The organism is Streptococcus sanguinis, from assembly GCF_019928825.1.
In the GTDB taxonomy this organism is placed as follows: domain Bacteria; phylum Bacillota; class Bacilli; order Lactobacillales; family Streptococcaceae; genus Streptococcus; species Streptococcus sanguinis_L.
In genome coordinates this window covers 1-15,032 of sequence record NZ_JAHZOP010000007.1, presented here as the reverse complement: position 1 = coordinate 15,032, position 15,032 = coordinate 1, and the positions used below count along the sequence as shown (strand labels likewise).

Here is a 15,032-nt window from a genome sequence, read left to right as displayed (position 1 = left end):
TCTATGTCTTTTCTATGTCTTACGAAGGAAAGGACATTCAACTTTATAAAAACAGATAGAAAGAGAGTTCTCATGAAACCAAAACTTGCCCGATTTGCCCAAGCTCCGGCTCTGGCCTGTCCACTCTGCCAGCAAAGTTTGGCTATGGAAGAAAACAGCCTCAAGTGCGCCAATCGCCATTCCTACGATATCTCCAAATTCGGTTATGTCAATCTAGCTCCTCAGGCTAGACAAGCTAAAGACTATGACAAAACAAGCTTTCAAAATAGGCAAGTCATCTTGGAAGCCGGCTTTTATCAGCATGTCCTAGACGAGTTGCAGGATCTGCTGCAGACTCTGCCTGAAGAACAGACCATTCTGGACGTCGCTTGCGGAGAGGGCTACTATGCTCGAAAAATTCAGGAAAAATTCCCCAACAAAGAAATTTACGCTTTTGATCTATCCAAAGATTCTATCCAACTAGCTGCCAAAAGTGATCAGAGCCTTGCTGTAAAATGGTTCGTCGGGGATTTGGCACACTTACCCGTTCAGGATCAAAGCATGGATGTCTTACTGGACATCTTCTCACCAGCTAACTATCATGAATTTCAACGAGTATTGAAAAAAGAGGGGCTTATCATTAAAGTCATCCCGACAGAAAGTCATCTGAAAGAAATTCGTCAAAAAGCTACTCAATATCTGGACAAGAAAGATTATTCTAATCAAGATATCATCCAGCACTTCCAGAAGCACTTTACGATTCTATCCAGAAAAACCGTAGAATCCACACATGCCCTGCATTCTAAGGAGAAAACTGCCCTACTGCAGATGACTCCTTTACTCTTTCATGTTGAAAAAAATCTAATCAATTGGGAGCAGCTTACACATGCCACCATTTCAGCTGAGATTCTTATCGGAAAACTAAAAGAAGAAAAAATCTGATCACCTTTCAGTAAAAAACGCTGTTATAACAGCCATTTTAAAAACGCAGACAGGACTGTCTGCGTTATTTATCTACTGATTAATAGACCGTCTTCTCTGTCTCTGGATCAAAGAAGTGCGCTTTATTGAGGTCAAAACCTAGGTCAATTCCTGCACCAGTTTCTAGGTAATCGCGTGAATCCACACGCGCCACAAACTCACTAGAACCCACTTGGCAATAGAGATGAGACTCTGCTCCCAGTAATTCTGAAACAGAAATTTTAGCATGCACAACTGAATTCGGGAAAGTTTCCAAGAAAGCAGCTTCCGCATTGATATCTTCCGGACGAATACCGAAGATCAGCTCCTTGCCCTCGTAACCTTTCTCCCGCAGAACCTTGAGAGCTCCTTCTGGCACAGTCAAGCGCAGCCCTTCTGCGACAATCTCATTCCCTTCAAGTTTAACTGGGATAAAGTTCATAGCTGGGCTACCGATGAAGCCGGCAACGAACTTATTAACTGGGTTGTTATAGACTTCCTGCGGTGTACCAATCTGTTCCACTCGTCCAATCGTTCCAGTTCCAGCAGGATTCTTGGTCGCTGACATGATAACGATACGATCCGCCAAGGTCATAGCTTCAGTCTGGTCATGGGTGACATAGATAGTTGTTGCCCCAATACGGCGGTGAATCTTGGCAATCTCCGCCCGCATAGAAACACGCAACTTAGCATCCAAGTTAGACAGAGGCTCATCCATAAGGAAAACCTTTGCATCACGAACGATAGCGCGTCCCATTGCTACCCGCTGACGCTGACCACCAGACAAATCAGCTGGCTTACGCTGCAAGAATTCCTTCAAGCCTAGGATTTCTGCTGCTTCATTGACCCGTTTGTCAATATCTTCCTTGCTGTACTTGCGCAGCTTGAGGCCAAAAGCCATGTTGTCGTAGACAGTCATGTGCGGATAAAGGGCATAGTTCTGGAAGACCATAGCGATGTCACGGTCTTTTGGTGCCACATCATTAACCACTGTACCGTCAATAGAGGCAGTTCCTTCGGTGATGTCTTCAAGACCTGCAATCATACGCAGCGTAGTTGATTTCCCGCAACCGGACGGACCGACAAAAACGATAAATTCCTTGTCCTTAATATCAAGATTGAAGTCTTCCACTGAGTAGTGGTCGCTGTTGGGATATTTTTTATAGATATTTTTCAGATTTAATTCGACCATAATAAGCCCCTTCTTTTGAATAAAAATATTTTCTTTTAAGCTCTCGTTTGCAAAGCGCTTTCACATTGTCCATTATATCGTTTTTTTTTGACTTTTTCAAGCACTTTTAGTAAAACGTTTGCATAATTTTTGAAAATTTTCTCCATCAGAAAAGAGACCAAGTGGCCTCTTTAAAACTTATTCTTCTTTTTTTCTACTACGGAATGACAATCCAGCTACGCCTAAAGCGCTGATAACTCCTGCAACTGTGAGAAGAGCATTAGAAGCTTGACCCGTATGCGGCAAGACTGACGCACCACTCTTACCTTCCTTGTTTTTAAGCTGAGCTGGCTGGGTGACCTTAGCTAATGAAGACTGCTCTTGTACTGATTTGGCCTCATCAACTGCTGGCAAAATACCGCTAGTTACTTGGTAAGCAGGTAAAGCATCAGCTACTGCCGCGTCAGTAGCATTGACACCGCCAGTAAATTCCGGAAGAGCCGCCATTTGAGGAGCGCTGTCTGGATGTGCACTCCTGACTGATGGCTGAACGCCAGCATCATAGGTGTTATTTTCTGTCATAGTTGGCTCTGAATCATTGACGCCTCCTGTAAATTCAGGCCGTGTTACTGTTGCCGCCTCTGAATCACTAACATTGCCACTGAATTCTGCTTGTGCAGACGCCTGCGGAGCTGTATCAGGATGAGTTCCAACTTCATGGCTAGATAAATCATACTCTGACTCTGTCGCTGTTGTCGGTTCAGAATCACTGACCCCTCCACTAAATTCAGGCCGTGTTGCTGTTGGTGCTTCTGAATCATTAACATTTCCACTGAATTCTGGTTGTACTGAAGACTGCGGAGCTGTATCGGGATGAGTTCCAACTTCATGGCTAGACAAATCATATTCCGACGCCGTTGCCGTTGCTGGTTCAGAGTCGCTAACTCCTCCACTAAATTCTTGCCCAGCTTCCTGTGGTGAATCACTTGGAATAGAAGAAGCTGTCTCAGCTTTAGCAGCATTCTTGACAATCGCTTCTAGATTTTCAAGAGCTTTTGTCTGCTCAGCAGCAATCTGTTCCTGCAGCTTCTCTGCTTTTTCAGCACTGTCTACACTATCATCTAGCTGCGCAATCGCATCTGTCACCGTCTTTAATACTGCTCGAATCTTTTCTTTAGCTTGCTTTTTATCGAGTTCTGAAAGTGTTTGGTGATGTTCAATCGCTTCAATCTGTTTGTCGACTTCTTCTTCAAGCTCATCTAAAACCAAGTCTTTGCCAACTGGATGAATCGTGTCCAAGCTAGCAATTCCAGCTTCCTCAATTCTCTCTAGTTCCTCTTCGGTATCAGCCTTTTCAAGCGCCGTTTTCGCATCTGCTAGTGTTGCTTCCGCTTCAGCTTTAGCCGTAGCCTGTTCTGCCTCTGACAGATTCGGGTTGCTCCGTAAGTCTGCTAGCTTATCAGACAGAGCAAGATCTAGTTTCAGCCCAGTCGTAACTTTCAGCAAACCTTGCTTCTCTGCCGCTACCTGTTCTTGAATTTTTTCGGCATCATCAGGACTTTCAACCCAAGCATTATAAGCTGCAATTGCTTTTTGAGCTATGGCTGCTGCATCTTCAATTTTCTTTTTAGCTGCAGTTTTTTCCTCAGCAGAAAGACTTTGACTCTTCTCAACAGCCTCTATAGTAGCTGTTTTTTCTTCCTGAATTTCTTTTAAGAACTGCTCTTTGCCAATGGGGTGAATCTTAGCTAAGTGGGCTATGGCTGTTTCTTTTGCCCGGTCATAGACTTCCTGAGAATCTGCTCCTTCAATAGCCTTCTTGGCCGCTTCCACCACCTGCTCTATCTCGCCTCTAACTGCTTTCTTTTCTGCTTCTGAAAGATTAGGATTTGCTTCCAAGTCAGCTAATTTGGCAGCCAGAGTGAAATCTACGGTTGAACTTGCTATAAATTTGAAAAACTTATCTTCCTCGGTTACTGCCTGCTCTTGAATCACTTCCGCCTGCTCTGCTGTTGTTGCATTAACATCTAATTTCTGAATTGCATCCTCTGCTTCTGCAGCCTTCTTCCTTACAGACTCTTGGAAGCTTTTCTTTTGCTCCTCAGGCAGTAAATCGCTACTATCTACAAGTTTATCAAACTCTGCTTTTCCATTTTGGATTTCATCTAGAAGCAAATCTTTGCCGACTGGATTGATAGAGTTGATGTCTGCCAATCCATCTTCCTTAGCTTGATCAATCCTTTCTTTATCCTCAGCTGCAGCAATTTCATTCTGAGCCTTTGCAGCTGTTTGATTGACTTCCTCCTTAGCTGCTGCAAGCTCCTCAGCTGACAAATTTGGATTATTCCCAAGATCTGTCACTTTCTCAGCCAGAAACGTGCCTACTTCTGTATTAGCAGCCTCCCTGACCGTTGTCAAATCCTGATTTACTGGCGATGCAGCGGCCGAAGTCTCTACTGCATTTGCCACTGGCTGCTCCTCATCTGCCGCCACCATACTGTAACCTAAAAACAGAGCACAAATAAGGACTGAACCAACACCTAAAACTGACTTCCGAATAGAATATCGCAAAACTTTTTCTGTTCTTTTCATTTTATTCTCCTCTGAACATATTTTATTATTCTGATCAGTAACCCTTAATAAAAAGTCCAGTCAAACCTCCCATAAATCTTTCAGATTAGGTAATCTTTAAACTACACTTTCTATTTGACTTCTGATAAGATTTTTTATTATTTTATCATATTAACTTTTTAAAATAAAAGAATTATCGGCTTGATTTATGTACATTTTTGTGAAATCGTCCAGTTTTTAAATAGACAAGATGTCCAGAAATTAAACTAAAAATTTTCCCATTTAACAATGTGTAAACTTTTTTAGTAAAAATTCTGGGCTATTTTCTAGCTTATTTCAGACAGAAAAAGTAAAATGGTATAGGAGGGATAAAATTATGGCTCTTAATACACGAGATAGGATTTTGGATGCATTTTTTGAATTAGCAGATAAACAGCCAGACAGGCCGCGCTTTACCTTTACAGAAATCGCTAAAGAAGCCGGCTTGTCCAGACAGGCTATTTACAAACGACACTTTAATAACACTACTGAAATTATCGAATACATTCGCCAAGATATGGTAAAGCAAGCCTTTGCCCCAAACTGGAATAGCAACAATGCTGAAGCAGACTTAGATCCTTTCACCTTTTTGGCTCAAACGATTCTTCCCGCTATTTATGAGCAACGCCAACGCATTAAAATATTATATACTAGTTCTGTCGATCCCCTGTGGAGCGATTTTATTACTGCCAGTTACAAGGACTGGATCGAGCAGAATCTAAATCTTGACCACCAAAAATTAGGTATTCCTGAAGACCTGGCCAATCAACTGCTGGCCGGCTGGATTAGTTCTCTTATCGAGAATTGGATCACTCAGGATGACCCCGTTCCTTGCAAGCAGTTTTCTAAGACATTTCTCAACCTTGTATCTTCACCCCTAACCAGCTTTGCTGCTTATGATAGTCCAGCTGGTCCTTCAAACAAAATTGTTATCGCATAGCCAACCAGAAGAAAAACAGAGAAATGACAGAACCGGTCCTTGTAAGGGAAGACTGGTTTTTTATATTAAATTTTAAAAATAATTGGACATTTTCTCTATAAAGTGTTATTATTTTAGTTGACAAATGGTAAACTGCTTTGTTGGAGTCTGCTCTATTTTTTTAGACATACCAGCAAGAAATTAATAAAAAAGAAGGAAGGTACTTATGCCCCAAGATACTCGAGACAAAGTCGTCAATGCCTTAATTGAGCTGGCAGAGCAAAATCCTGAAAAGTCTTATTTTACTTTTTCAGAGATTGCTAAACAAGCCGGTCTATCGCGCCAGGCTATCTATAAAAAGCATTTTAGTAATGTTGAAGATATTATCCAATACATCCGCCAGACAATTATGACTCCGTTTTTGCCCCTGTATGAAAGCTACGAAGAAGGAAATGGAGAAAATCCATTCTGCTTCTTTGCCAAGCATATGATTCCTACCCTCTATGAACATAGGAAATGGATGAAGGTGCTCTACACTACAGCTATCGATCCTTTCTGGAGTGACTATCTATCTACCTTCTTCACTCAGTGGGTCGTACAAAATTTAGAAATTGACTCTAAAAAGTTGGGAATTCCAAAAGAAATGGCTACGGAAATTGTTGTTAGATGGATTAACTCCCTCATTGAGATCTGGATTATCAAAGAAAAACCTATGCCTGCAGAGGATTTCGCCAAGCTCTTCCTGAATGTGATTTCAACCCCTATGGATCAGTTTATAACACCTCATAGTGAGTCCTAATTCAACTAAAAGCTATAAAACCTGCCTAATTTAGGCAGGCTTTTTTGTCGGTAAAATTTCTTACTTTACAAAAGAAAAAAGAGCAGATGTTTTTCTGCTCTCATCAACTATATAGATTTTAACATCAAAAGCCAAGCTTCGTTTAATCTACCCGATAATAGAAGTTGCCTTGCTCGTCAAAGCTATTCAGGCCAACCCCTGTCCAGATTCTATCTTGGCCAGCATCGGAGTTGTCTGTAAAGTTTTCCTTGTCTGCGACCTTAACTCCCTTAGGAAGAAACTCAATCAGAAAACCTCCGCTTTCTCCGCCGTAGACACCGCCAGCAGCAGTGCCATAGTCTGTCAGAGAAGCTCCATACAATTCATAAACACTTGAAACCAAGCCCTTGTCATCAAAAACAAGCTGGTTGCCAGAAGCATCCTGCCAGGTTCCTTTAACGCTGGCATAATTGCCATTTGCAAGTGCTGAAATGTCCATCGCTTCCTTCTTTTCCTTGTTTTTTTCTGTGCTTGCACTCTCTGAGCTAGTGCTGCTAGCCGCTGAAGATGCTGACACAGTTGATTGACTGGATACCTGCTCCACAGAACTTGTTACTGAGCCAGTACTGCTAGTAGGCGTCTCTGATTGATTCGTAGCACTGCCGTTTGAGCAAGCTGTCATTGCTAATAAAGCAGCTCCTGCTAGTAAAAAAGGTAAAGCTTTTTTCTTCATTTTTCTCCTCTTTCTCACGGTAAGATAAATCATGTGATTAGTAACATTATAGATTATTTTATCGCTTTTTACAAGAAGAATTCTAGCAACTGGGCAGGCGCAAAGCTACTGACTTTATTCACTCAGCTTCTGCCACATCCAGAACCCTGTAGATTGTCTTTGCCAGAGCTGCTTCATAATCAGATGCACCGTAAGGCTTATCAGTCGTGACTTGGGCTGTCTGCTGTTCTAAGTCCACAACCACATCTGACACTCCCTCCATAGACAGGAAGTGCTGGGTGACGTGTTTGACACAATTTTGACAAGATAAATTTTCTAACTGAATTGTTTGTTTCATAGATTCATTCCTCCGTATATTTCTTCATTTTAAAGCGTCCTAGACGCAGAGCATTGACGACAACCGACACTGAGCTCAAGCTCATGGCTAGACCAGCTAGCATAGGATTGAGCAAGGGACCGCCGAAAAGATGCAATAGCCCCATAGCAATCGGAATACCTAGTGTATTGTAGGCAAAAGCCCAGAAGAGATTTTCCTTGATATTACGGATGGTCGCTTGGCTGAGCTTGATAGCCTTGACTACATCCTGCAAATCACTATGCATGAGCACTACATCTGCTGACTCAATAGCCACATCGGCGCCAGAGCCGATGGCAATTCCAACATCGGCCTGGACCAGAGCCGGCGCATCATTGATACCGTCTCCTACCATAGCCAGTTTTTTCCCAGCTTCCTGTAAGTTCTTGATAGCAGCGGCCTTCCCATCTGGCAATACACCTGCGATGACTTTTTGGATGCCAGCTTTCTGGGCAATAGCTGTCGCTGTTTCTTCACGATCTCCTGTCAGCATGATGACTTCCAGCCCCATAGACTGGAGCTCCTGCACTGCCTTCAGGCTGCTAGACTTCATCTCATCTGCTACCGCTAAAATACCAGCTAGCTGTCCATCTACTGCGACAAACATGGCTGTCTTCCCTTCTTGGGAAAGCTCCAACAACTGTTCTTGAAAGACACTGCTGTCAATGTTCTTGTCTTTCATCAATGACTCATTTCCCACCAGAAGCTGTCTGCCCTCAACCTGAGCGGATAAGCCTCGTCCAACCATAGCCTCAAAATGACTGACAGGCAGTAAGTCAAGCCCCTCCTCTTCAGCTGCTTCTAAGATAGCCTGAGCCAAAGGATGCTCAGAATGCTGCTCAGCACTGGCTATTAGCTGCAATAAGTCAGAGCGATTAAAATCGCTCAAAGGTAACAAATCCGTCAGACTGGGCTTACCAACCGTAATCGTCCCCGTCTTATCAAGAACAATAGTATCCAGCTGATAAGCTGCTTCCAAAGCTTGCCCAGACTTAATCAGAATCCCATTTTCAGCTCCTTTACCAGTCCCGACCATGATGGCTGTCGGAGTAGCTAACCCCAGCGCACAAGGGCAGGCAATGACCAGAACTGCGATAAAGATTGACAGAGAAAAGCTAAGACTCTCACCATCCAGAAAATACCAGCCAAGCGCGGACAAAGTAGCCAAGCTCAGCACGATTGGGACAAAATAGAGCGAAATCTTATCGGCCAAAGCCGCTATTGGAGCCTTAGACCCTTGCGCTTCCTCCACTAATCTAACAATCTGAGCTAAGGTCGTATCCGAACCCACCCTAGTTGCTTGGTAATCAATACTACCATTTTGATTGATTGTGGCACTGGTAATAGTGTCGCCAACTTTCTTTTCAATCGGGACACTTTCACCAGTCATCATGGACTCATCCACAAAGGTCTGGCCCTCTGTCACAAGGCCATCTACAGGCATACGCTCCCCTGGCTTGATACGGATAATGTCTCCAACTCGGATATCCTCCGTATCAATGGTCACAGCCTCTCCATAGCGAATCACTGTCGCCTGACTAGGCACTAGCTCAAGCAGAGACTGAATTGCCTGAGACGTTCTCCCCTTAGCTGAACTTTCCAGATATTTACCCAGAAGAACCAAGGCAATAATCACTGCAACCGACTCAAAATAGAGTTGATGAACAAAGGCATGATAACCTAGAAAAACCTGACTGACCGAGTAGAGACTGTAGAAAAATGCTGCGCTGGTTCCCACTGCAATCAGACTATCCATATTGGGATGTCGCTTGATAAGATTGCGAAATCCTCTCTGATAGAAGCCGCGCCCAATCCACACAGCAGGCAGAGTCAAAAGAAGTTGTGACAGAACGAAGACCAAGGGATGCGCCATATGGTCCAAAAAGCTAGGTAGAGGAAGACCGACCATACTGCCCATAGAGATATAAAGCAAAGGCAGAGCTGTAACCAAAAGAATTAGTAATTCTTGCTTCTTCCTTCGCAATTCCTGCGCTTTCATTGCAGCCTCTTCGCTCACATCGGACGGTCGGTCTTTTCCTTTTTCTTCTGCCTGATAACCAGCCTCGGCTACAGCAGCCAGCACTTGCTGGCTGTCAAATCCCGCCTTAGGAAGCAAACTGAGACGTTCTGTCGCCAGATTGACACTGACATCCTCAACCGTTTCTAAATCTTTGACCGCCATCTCAACTGTCATAGCACAAGATGCACAGGTCATTCCTGAGAGTTTGTATTCTTTTTTTTCCATCATATTCTCCTTATCTGTGACCACAACGACACTGACCTTGCGGGCAGTCGCATTTGATTTCCAATGGTGCCGAGGCTCTTTTCTTATCAATGACCTGGCTGAGCCGCTCCAAGTCCCCTTGACTGAACTGACTTCTCTCAATCATCGAAATCAAAAGGTCACCGTGTTTAGTATTACAGATATTGTCAAAAAGAGCCTGCCAAGTACTTTCCAGATGGTCCGCTTCTAAAATCCGAGCATCGTAGTAAAACTTGCCCTCAATTTTTTCCATAGCGATAAATTCTTTGGTCTTCAGACGATTCAAAAGGGTCTTGATGGTTGCCGGTTTCCAAGAAAAATCGGCTTCCAACCGCGCTATAATCTCTGTACTGCGACTGTGTGGATAGGCCCATAACACACGCATCACTTGCCATTCTGCTTGACTAATATTTTGCTGTTCCATTGTTTAACACTCCCTTATCATTTACATTTGTAATCTAACTCTTTATTAGTTTACATTTGTAATCGTAATTTGTCAAGTATTTTTATCATCATTTCCTGATATAGAAAAAAGAAGGCGGGAAAATCCCGTCTTCTTACTTTATTTATATTAATGCGCCAACATCTCTTGGGCAATTTCTTGACCTGTCAACTTACTTGGATAGTAGGTTGGCCAGTTTTCCAGCTCGTCAAAGAGTGCTTCCTGGCTTTCGCCGCCATAGAAGATATGGAAATGAGCTGCCTTAGTTGGTGCAATGTTGTGATCGCTAAACTGAACATACTTGTACTCCCCAGCATCCTCGTCTGTCGCTTCAAACATGAAGCGTACCCCTCGATTTCCCTTAGAGTAAGTCAGAGTGTGCTTACCAACGTATTTATAAGTATATTTCTTAGATTTTCCATCTACCACAAATTCCATAGTCTTGTCTGTGATATTGATATTGGAAACATCCGTTTTGTAGCCCTTGTCATAGTAGTCCTTGTATTCAGCTGCCGTCATTTTCCCAGTCAGCTTAGCCTTGTAGTCAAAGACTTGGTCCAAGGTCCCGTCCTTCAGATAAGGGTAAACAGACTGCCACTCGCCAGCATAGTCAGACAAGGTCCGATCCTTGACAGCACTGTCTTCAAAGTAGCCGTTTTGGACTGTCTTATCGTCTTCTTCCTTCTCGGCTGCAATCTCTGCTCCCTCTTGGTCAGTTGTCTTCTTGAGAGCCTTTAGATTGGCCTGCATGATAGAAATATAGTCCGCTCCATCCTTGGTCTGCTCTTCGGTCAAGCTTTCCAACGGATTCAAGACATCAAGTTCTACCCCTGTTTCCTTAGCCAGAGTAGAAGCAAGAGCCTGAGAGGCATTCTCTTCAAAGTAGATATACTTGATTTTATTTTTCTTGATATACTCAGTCAATTCCGCCAAGCGCGAAGCGGATGGCTCACTGTCTGGTGAAAGTCCAGAAATTGGCACCTGCTTCAAGCCATAGTCCAATGCCAGATACTTAAAGGCTGCGTGCTGAGTGACAAAGCTTTTTTGCTTGGCATTAGCCAAACCATCTTCATATTCCTTGTCCAAGGCTTCCAGCTTCTTGATATAAGCCGCTGCATTTTTCTCAAAAGCAGCTTTCTTATCAGGATAAGACTTGCTCAGGCTATCACGGATGTGCTCCACCATTTTAATAGCCCGCTTCGGAGATAGCCAGACATGAGGATCATAGGCATGATGATGTCCCTCTTCCCCATGGTCGTGGTCTTCTTCCTCTTCACCACCAGGCAGCAAGAGCATGTCTCCTGTTGCTTTGATAACCGTTTCTTCCTTATTTTTCAAAGTTTTTAACAGTTCAGGAACCCAAGTCTCCATATTTTCATTTTCATAGACAAAAGCATCTGCATCCTGAATCGTCGCAACTGCCTTAGCTGAAGGCTCATAATCATGCGGCTCTGTACCAGCCCCGATTAGAAGTTCAACATTGGCCTCATCTCCAGCCACCTGCTTAGTAAACTCATAAACCGGATAAAAAGTCGTGACAATATTGAGCTTGCCGTCTGCATTTTTTTGATTGGAACAAGCTACTAAGAAAATACTCAGTAAACCTGCTAATAGTAAGCTAATTTTTTTCATTTTCTGCTCCTATTTCATAAATTTTTTGACCAGATTGACCAGCAAGAACAAGCTGACAAAGATAATCGTAATGCTAGCACTAGCTGGTGTCTCTGCATAGTAAGAAATATAAAGTCCGGCAATCATACCAAAGAAGCCGATGGCATTTGCCAGCAAAATAACTGACTTGAAATTTTTCCCAATCCGCAGGGCAATACTAGCCGGCAAAACCATGATGGTCGAAACCAGCAAGGCTCCCGCAGCTGGAATCATGAGGGCAATCGCAACACCCGTCACGATATTAAAGAGAATAGACATGGTCCGCACAGGCAGCCCATCCACAAAGGCCGTATCCTCATCAAAGGTCAAGATATACATGGGGCGAATGAAGAGGAAGGTCAAGACAAGCACGACGGCCGCAATGACAAAGAGCGAAATCACCTGCTCCCTACTGATAGTCACAATGGAGCCAAACAGATACTGGTCCAGACTTATTGAGCTAGAACTCTTGCCCTTACTCATAACAATCAAGGAAATAGCTAAGCCGGTTGACATGAGAATGGCTGTTCCGATTTCCATGAAATTCTTATAGATAGTTCGCAGATACTCTAAAAAGACTGCTGCGACAATGACGACAAACACCGTTGTGAGGGTGGGCGATAGTCCAAGAACCAAACCAAAAGCTACACCTGCCAATGAAACGTGACTGAGGGTGTCACTCATAAGGCTCTGCCTACGTAAAATCAGGAAGGTCCCCAGAATCGGTGAGAAGAGACTCATGGCAATAACTGCCAAGAAGGCTCGCTGCATAAAATCATAGGAAAATAGATTAAGCATGACTCACCTCCTGACTATTGTCGCTTTCATGCACATTGAAACAGCGCCAAGGCGAGTCCTGATTACGGACCAGATGAATGTTGCGGTCGGCATATTTACGAACTTCTTCCGGATCGTGTGTAATCATCAAGACAGCTTTTCCATGCTGATGAGCACTATGGTGCATGAGCTTATAAAATTCATCCTTACTGCCTGTATCCATACCTGTTGTCGGCTCATCTAGGACAAAAATATCCGGATCCGAAGCAAACATCCGAGCAATCACAGCCCTCTGCTTTTGCCCGCCAGAGAGAGAACCAATCCTCTTATCCCGATGTTCCCACATTCCAACCGACTCCAGACTTACCTTAATATGCTCCTCATCATGCTCATTCAAACGACGAAACCAACCCTTGCGCGGATAACGTCCCGACTTGACAAACTCATACACCGTACTAGGAAAACCTGCATTAAAACTAGCAATCTGCTGAGGTAGATAAGCAATCCGCAGTTTCTTGCCTAGCACATTAGTCTTGGAAATCTTCACTTCCCCATGCTTAGGCTGCAAAATACCCAAACTAGCCTTGATAAGCGTCGTCTTAGCAGCTCCATTTTCCCCTGTCAAAGTTACAAACTCACCGCTGTCTAGAAAATAATGAATATGCTCCAGCACCGGCTCCTTGTCATAGTAAAAGGAAAGATTATCTACTGTGATATATCTCATTTCCCAATCTCTCCCACTAAGGAATCCAAAAACTTAGCAATTGCAGCTTGTTCAGCATCAGAAAACTGCTCTGCTACTTTATGATAAGTTGCCAAAGTATGCGTGTGATGATGCTGATGTTCCTTTGCAATCGGCTGAGCTAACTCAGTCAAACGGTAAAAGGTAACCCGTGCATCTCTCTTATCTTTAAAAGCTTGCAGCATCTCTTGCCGAACCAAAGATTTCACAGCCTTGGTTACAGCAGCTTGACTCACATTCAGTTTTTTTGCCAAATCAGAATTTGTCAAAGATTCCTCAGACAAAAGCATCAAAATATGCTCCTGCGTATTGGTTAAAGGCACATCACTCGTGCAAGAACCAATCAGAATCTCATGCTGATTTTCTGCTTTCAAAATAACTTCATTTAAAAATTGATCGATCTTCTCTGCTAAATGAGTCATTTCCTCCTCCTTCTCTTAACCAGTTAAAGCTTTACTGGTTAATTATACCACAAAAAAGAAAAGAGTCAAGAATTTTCAGTAAAGGTCAGATGCTTTTCACAAAAAATATTTAATCATACAATTAGATTCTTAAGACCTAAATAAAAACACAATCAGAGAATAAAAAGGAACAAACCAAGTTGAGACTTTTTAGCATTCCAGATTTTATAAGACATTTAATAGTAAAAGTCTTCAATATCCATCACACTAATTGAGTATAAATTTACAAACAAAATCAAAATTCAATCTTCCGCTTTAGCTTGCAAGTAAATACTAGAAAAAAAACAAAAAACGAAGCTAAAAAGCTTCGCTAAACTTAAGCTATACCGGCGGCCGGGGTCGAACCGGCACGTCCGTGAGGACACTGGATTTTGAGTCCAGCGCGTCTGCCAATTCCGCCACGCCGGCTCAAGTTTTTAACTGGGGTAGCTGGATTCGAACCAACGCATGAGGGAGTCAAAGTCCCTTGCCTTACCACTTGGCTATACCCCAATAATATTAAATAGGCGAGTGATGGGGATCGAACCCACGCATGCCAGAGCCACAATCTGGTGTGTTAACCACTTCACCACACCCGCCATATTTAAACACGGGCAGTAGGAATTGAACCCACACTGAAGGTTTTGGAGACCTTAGTTCTACCTTTAAACTATGCCCGTAAAGGTTATGGAAGGGGAGGGATTCGAACCCCCGAACCCGAAGGAGCGGATTTACAGTCCGCCGCGTTTAGCCTCTTCGCTACCCTTCCTATTATTAAATTATGGCGCGAGACGGAATCGAACCGCCGACACATGGAGCTTCAATCCATTGCTCTACCAACTGAGCTACCGAGCCAACTATTGCGGGAGCAGGATTTGAACCTACGACCTTCGGGTTATGAGCCCGACGAGCTACCTAGCTGCTCCATCCCGCGTCAATACTATTCGTCCCTAAGGAGGATGTGGGATTCGAACCCACGCACGCTTTTACACGCCTGACGGTTTTCAAGACCGTTCCCTTCAGCCGGACTTGGGTAATCCTCCGAATATATAGTCCGTACGGGATTCGAACCCGTGTTACCGCCGTGAAAAGGCGGTGTCTTAACCCCTTGACCAACGGACCATAATACTATTTTAAATGGGCACGAGTGGACTCGAACCACCGACCTCACGCTTATCAGGCGTGCGCTCTAACCACCTGAGCTACGCGCCCA

The 15,032-nt window shown here is 43.6% G+C and carries 13 protein-coding genes and 10 tRNA genes; 3 read left to right on the top strand and 20 right to left on the bottom strand.

The genetic code is table 11. The features are described from left to right. The first annotated feature begins 72 nt into the window (after positions 1 to 72). Positions 73 to 921 carry a methyltransferase domain-containing protein gene (locus K1J09_RS11420; RefSeq protein ID WP_223322821.1) on the top strand — a complete coding sequence of 283 codons (849 nt, stop codon included), beginning with the start codon at positions 73 to 75 and terminating at the stop codon, positions 919 to 921. A 79-nt stretch (positions 922 to 1,000) separates the two neighbouring features. On the opposite strand, the gene K1J09_RS11415 is transcribed toward K1J09_RS11420, so the two are convergent. Further along, positions 1,001 to 2,131, bottom strand: coding sequence for an ABC transporter ATP-binding protein (locus K1J09_RS11415; RefSeq protein WP_002896829.1), 1,131 nt, complete (start codon positions 2,129 to 2,131; stop codon positions 1,001 to 1,003). Between the two features lie 177 nt (positions 2,132 to 2,308). After that, complete coding sequence (locus tag K1J09_RS11410) at positions 2,309 to 4,702, bottom strand: SIALI-17 repeat-containing surface protein (RefSeq protein WP_223322819.1); 2,394 nt, start codon at positions 4,700 to 4,702, stop codon at positions 2,309 to 2,311. Positions 4,703 to 5,057: 355 nt separating this feature from the next. Between K1J09_RS11410 and K1J09_RS11405 the strand changes: the two genes are divergently transcribed. Further along, positions 5,058 to 5,660, top strand: coding sequence for a TetR/AcrR family transcriptional regulator (locus tag K1J09_RS11405; protein ID WP_002911051.1), 603 nt, complete (start codon positions 5,058 to 5,060; stop codon positions 5,658 to 5,660). A 205-nt stretch (positions 5,661 to 5,865) separates the two neighbouring features. Beyond that, positions 5,866 to 6,438 carry a TetR/AcrR family transcriptional regulator gene (locus K1J09_RS11400; RefSeq protein WP_126436014.1) on the top strand — a complete coding sequence of 191 codons (573 nt, stop codon included), beginning with the start codon at positions 5,866 to 5,868 and terminating at the stop codon, positions 6,436 to 6,438. A 142-nt stretch (positions 6,439 to 6,580) separates the two neighbouring features. On the opposite strand, the gene K1J09_RS11395 is transcribed toward K1J09_RS11400, so the two are convergent. The 18 genes from K1J09_RS11395 to K1J09_RS11310 form a co-directional block, all read right to left on the bottom strand. Continuing rightward, on the bottom strand, positions 6,581 to 7,183 hold the full coding sequence (locus K1J09_RS11395) for a DUF6287 domain-containing protein (RefSeq protein WP_164549616.1): 603 nt from the start codon (positions 7,181 to 7,183) through the stop codon (positions 6,581 to 6,583). Positions 7,184 to 7,268: 85 nt separating this feature from the next. Further along, positions 7,269 to 7,487, bottom strand: coding sequence for a heavy-metal-associated domain-containing protein (locus tag K1J09_RS11390; RefSeq protein WP_125351726.1), 219 nt, complete (start codon positions 7,485 to 7,487; stop codon positions 7,269 to 7,271). A 4-nt stretch (positions 7,488 to 7,491) separates the two neighbouring features. After that, complete coding sequence (locus K1J09_RS11385) at positions 7,492 to 9,753, bottom strand: heavy metal translocating P-type ATPase (RefSeq protein ID WP_223322818.1); 2,262 nt, start codon at positions 9,751 to 9,753, stop codon at positions 7,492 to 7,494. Between the two features lie 7 nt (positions 9,754 to 9,760). Then, a complete protein-coding gene (locus K1J09_RS11380; protein WP_125331523.1) occupies positions 9,761 to 10,192 on the bottom strand; it encodes a CopY/TcrY family copper transport repressor in 432 nt (143 codons plus the stop codon). Positions 10,193 to 10,339: 147 nt separating this feature from the next. Continuing rightward, on the bottom strand, positions 10,340 to 11,842 hold the full coding sequence (locus K1J09_RS11375; protein WP_125331525.1) for a zinc ABC transporter substrate-binding protein AdcA: 1,503 nt from the start codon (positions 11,840 to 11,842) through the stop codon (positions 10,340 to 10,342). Between the two features lie 9 nt (positions 11,843 to 11,851). Then, complete coding sequence (locus K1J09_RS11370; RefSeq protein WP_125331527.1) at positions 11,852 to 12,658, bottom strand: metal ABC transporter permease; 807 nt, start codon at positions 12,656 to 12,658, stop codon at positions 11,852 to 11,854. Then, a complete protein-coding gene (locus K1J09_RS11365) occupies positions 12,651 to 13,361 on the bottom strand; it encodes a metal ABC transporter ATP-binding protein (protein ID WP_125331529.1) in 711 nt (236 codons plus the stop codon). Before K1J09_RS11365 ends, K1J09_RS11370 begins: the two co-directional genes overlap by 8 nt. Beyond that, entirely contained in the window at positions 13,358 to 13,801 is a 444-nt protein-coding gene (locus K1J09_RS11360) for a zinc-dependent MarR family transcriptional regulator (RefSeq protein ID WP_126436015.1), read from the bottom strand. The genes K1J09_RS11365 and K1J09_RS11360 overlap by 4 nt, the downstream gene beginning before the upstream one ends. 363 nt (positions 13,802 to 14,164) lie before the next feature. Further along, positions 14,165 to 14,248 (bottom strand) — tRNA-Leu (locus K1J09_RS11355). Positions 14,249 to 14,260: 12 nt separating this feature from the next. After that, positions 14,261 to 14,332: transfer RNA gene (locus K1J09_RS11350), tRNA-Gln, on the bottom strand. A 13-nt stretch (positions 14,333 to 14,345) separates the two neighbouring features. Beyond that, positions 14,346 to 14,418: transfer RNA gene (locus K1J09_RS11345), tRNA-His, on the bottom strand. A gap of 10 nt (positions 14,419 to 14,428) precedes the next feature. Then, a tRNA-Trp gene (locus K1J09_RS11340) sits at positions 14,429 to 14,499 on the bottom strand. A gap of 8 nt (positions 14,500 to 14,507) precedes the next feature. Further along, positions 14,508 to 14,588, bottom strand: a tRNA-Tyr gene (locus K1J09_RS11335). 13 nt (positions 14,589 to 14,601) lie between these two features. Further along, positions 14,602 to 14,674, bottom strand: a tRNA-Phe gene (locus tag K1J09_RS11330). Positions 14,675 to 14,679: 5 nt separating this feature from the next. Further along, positions 14,680 to 14,753, bottom strand: a tRNA-Met gene (locus K1J09_RS11325). A 19-nt stretch (positions 14,754 to 14,772) separates the two neighbouring features. Beyond that, positions 14,773 to 14,862, bottom strand: a tRNA-Ser gene (locus tag K1J09_RS11320). 7 nt (positions 14,863 to 14,869) lie between these two features. Beyond that, positions 14,870 to 14,941, bottom strand: a tRNA-Glu gene (locus tag K1J09_RS11315). A gap of 16 nt (positions 14,942 to 14,957) precedes the next feature. Beyond that, positions 14,958 to 15,031: transfer RNA gene (locus K1J09_RS11310), tRNA-Ile, on the bottom strand. Position 15,032: the final 1 nt, after the last annotated feature.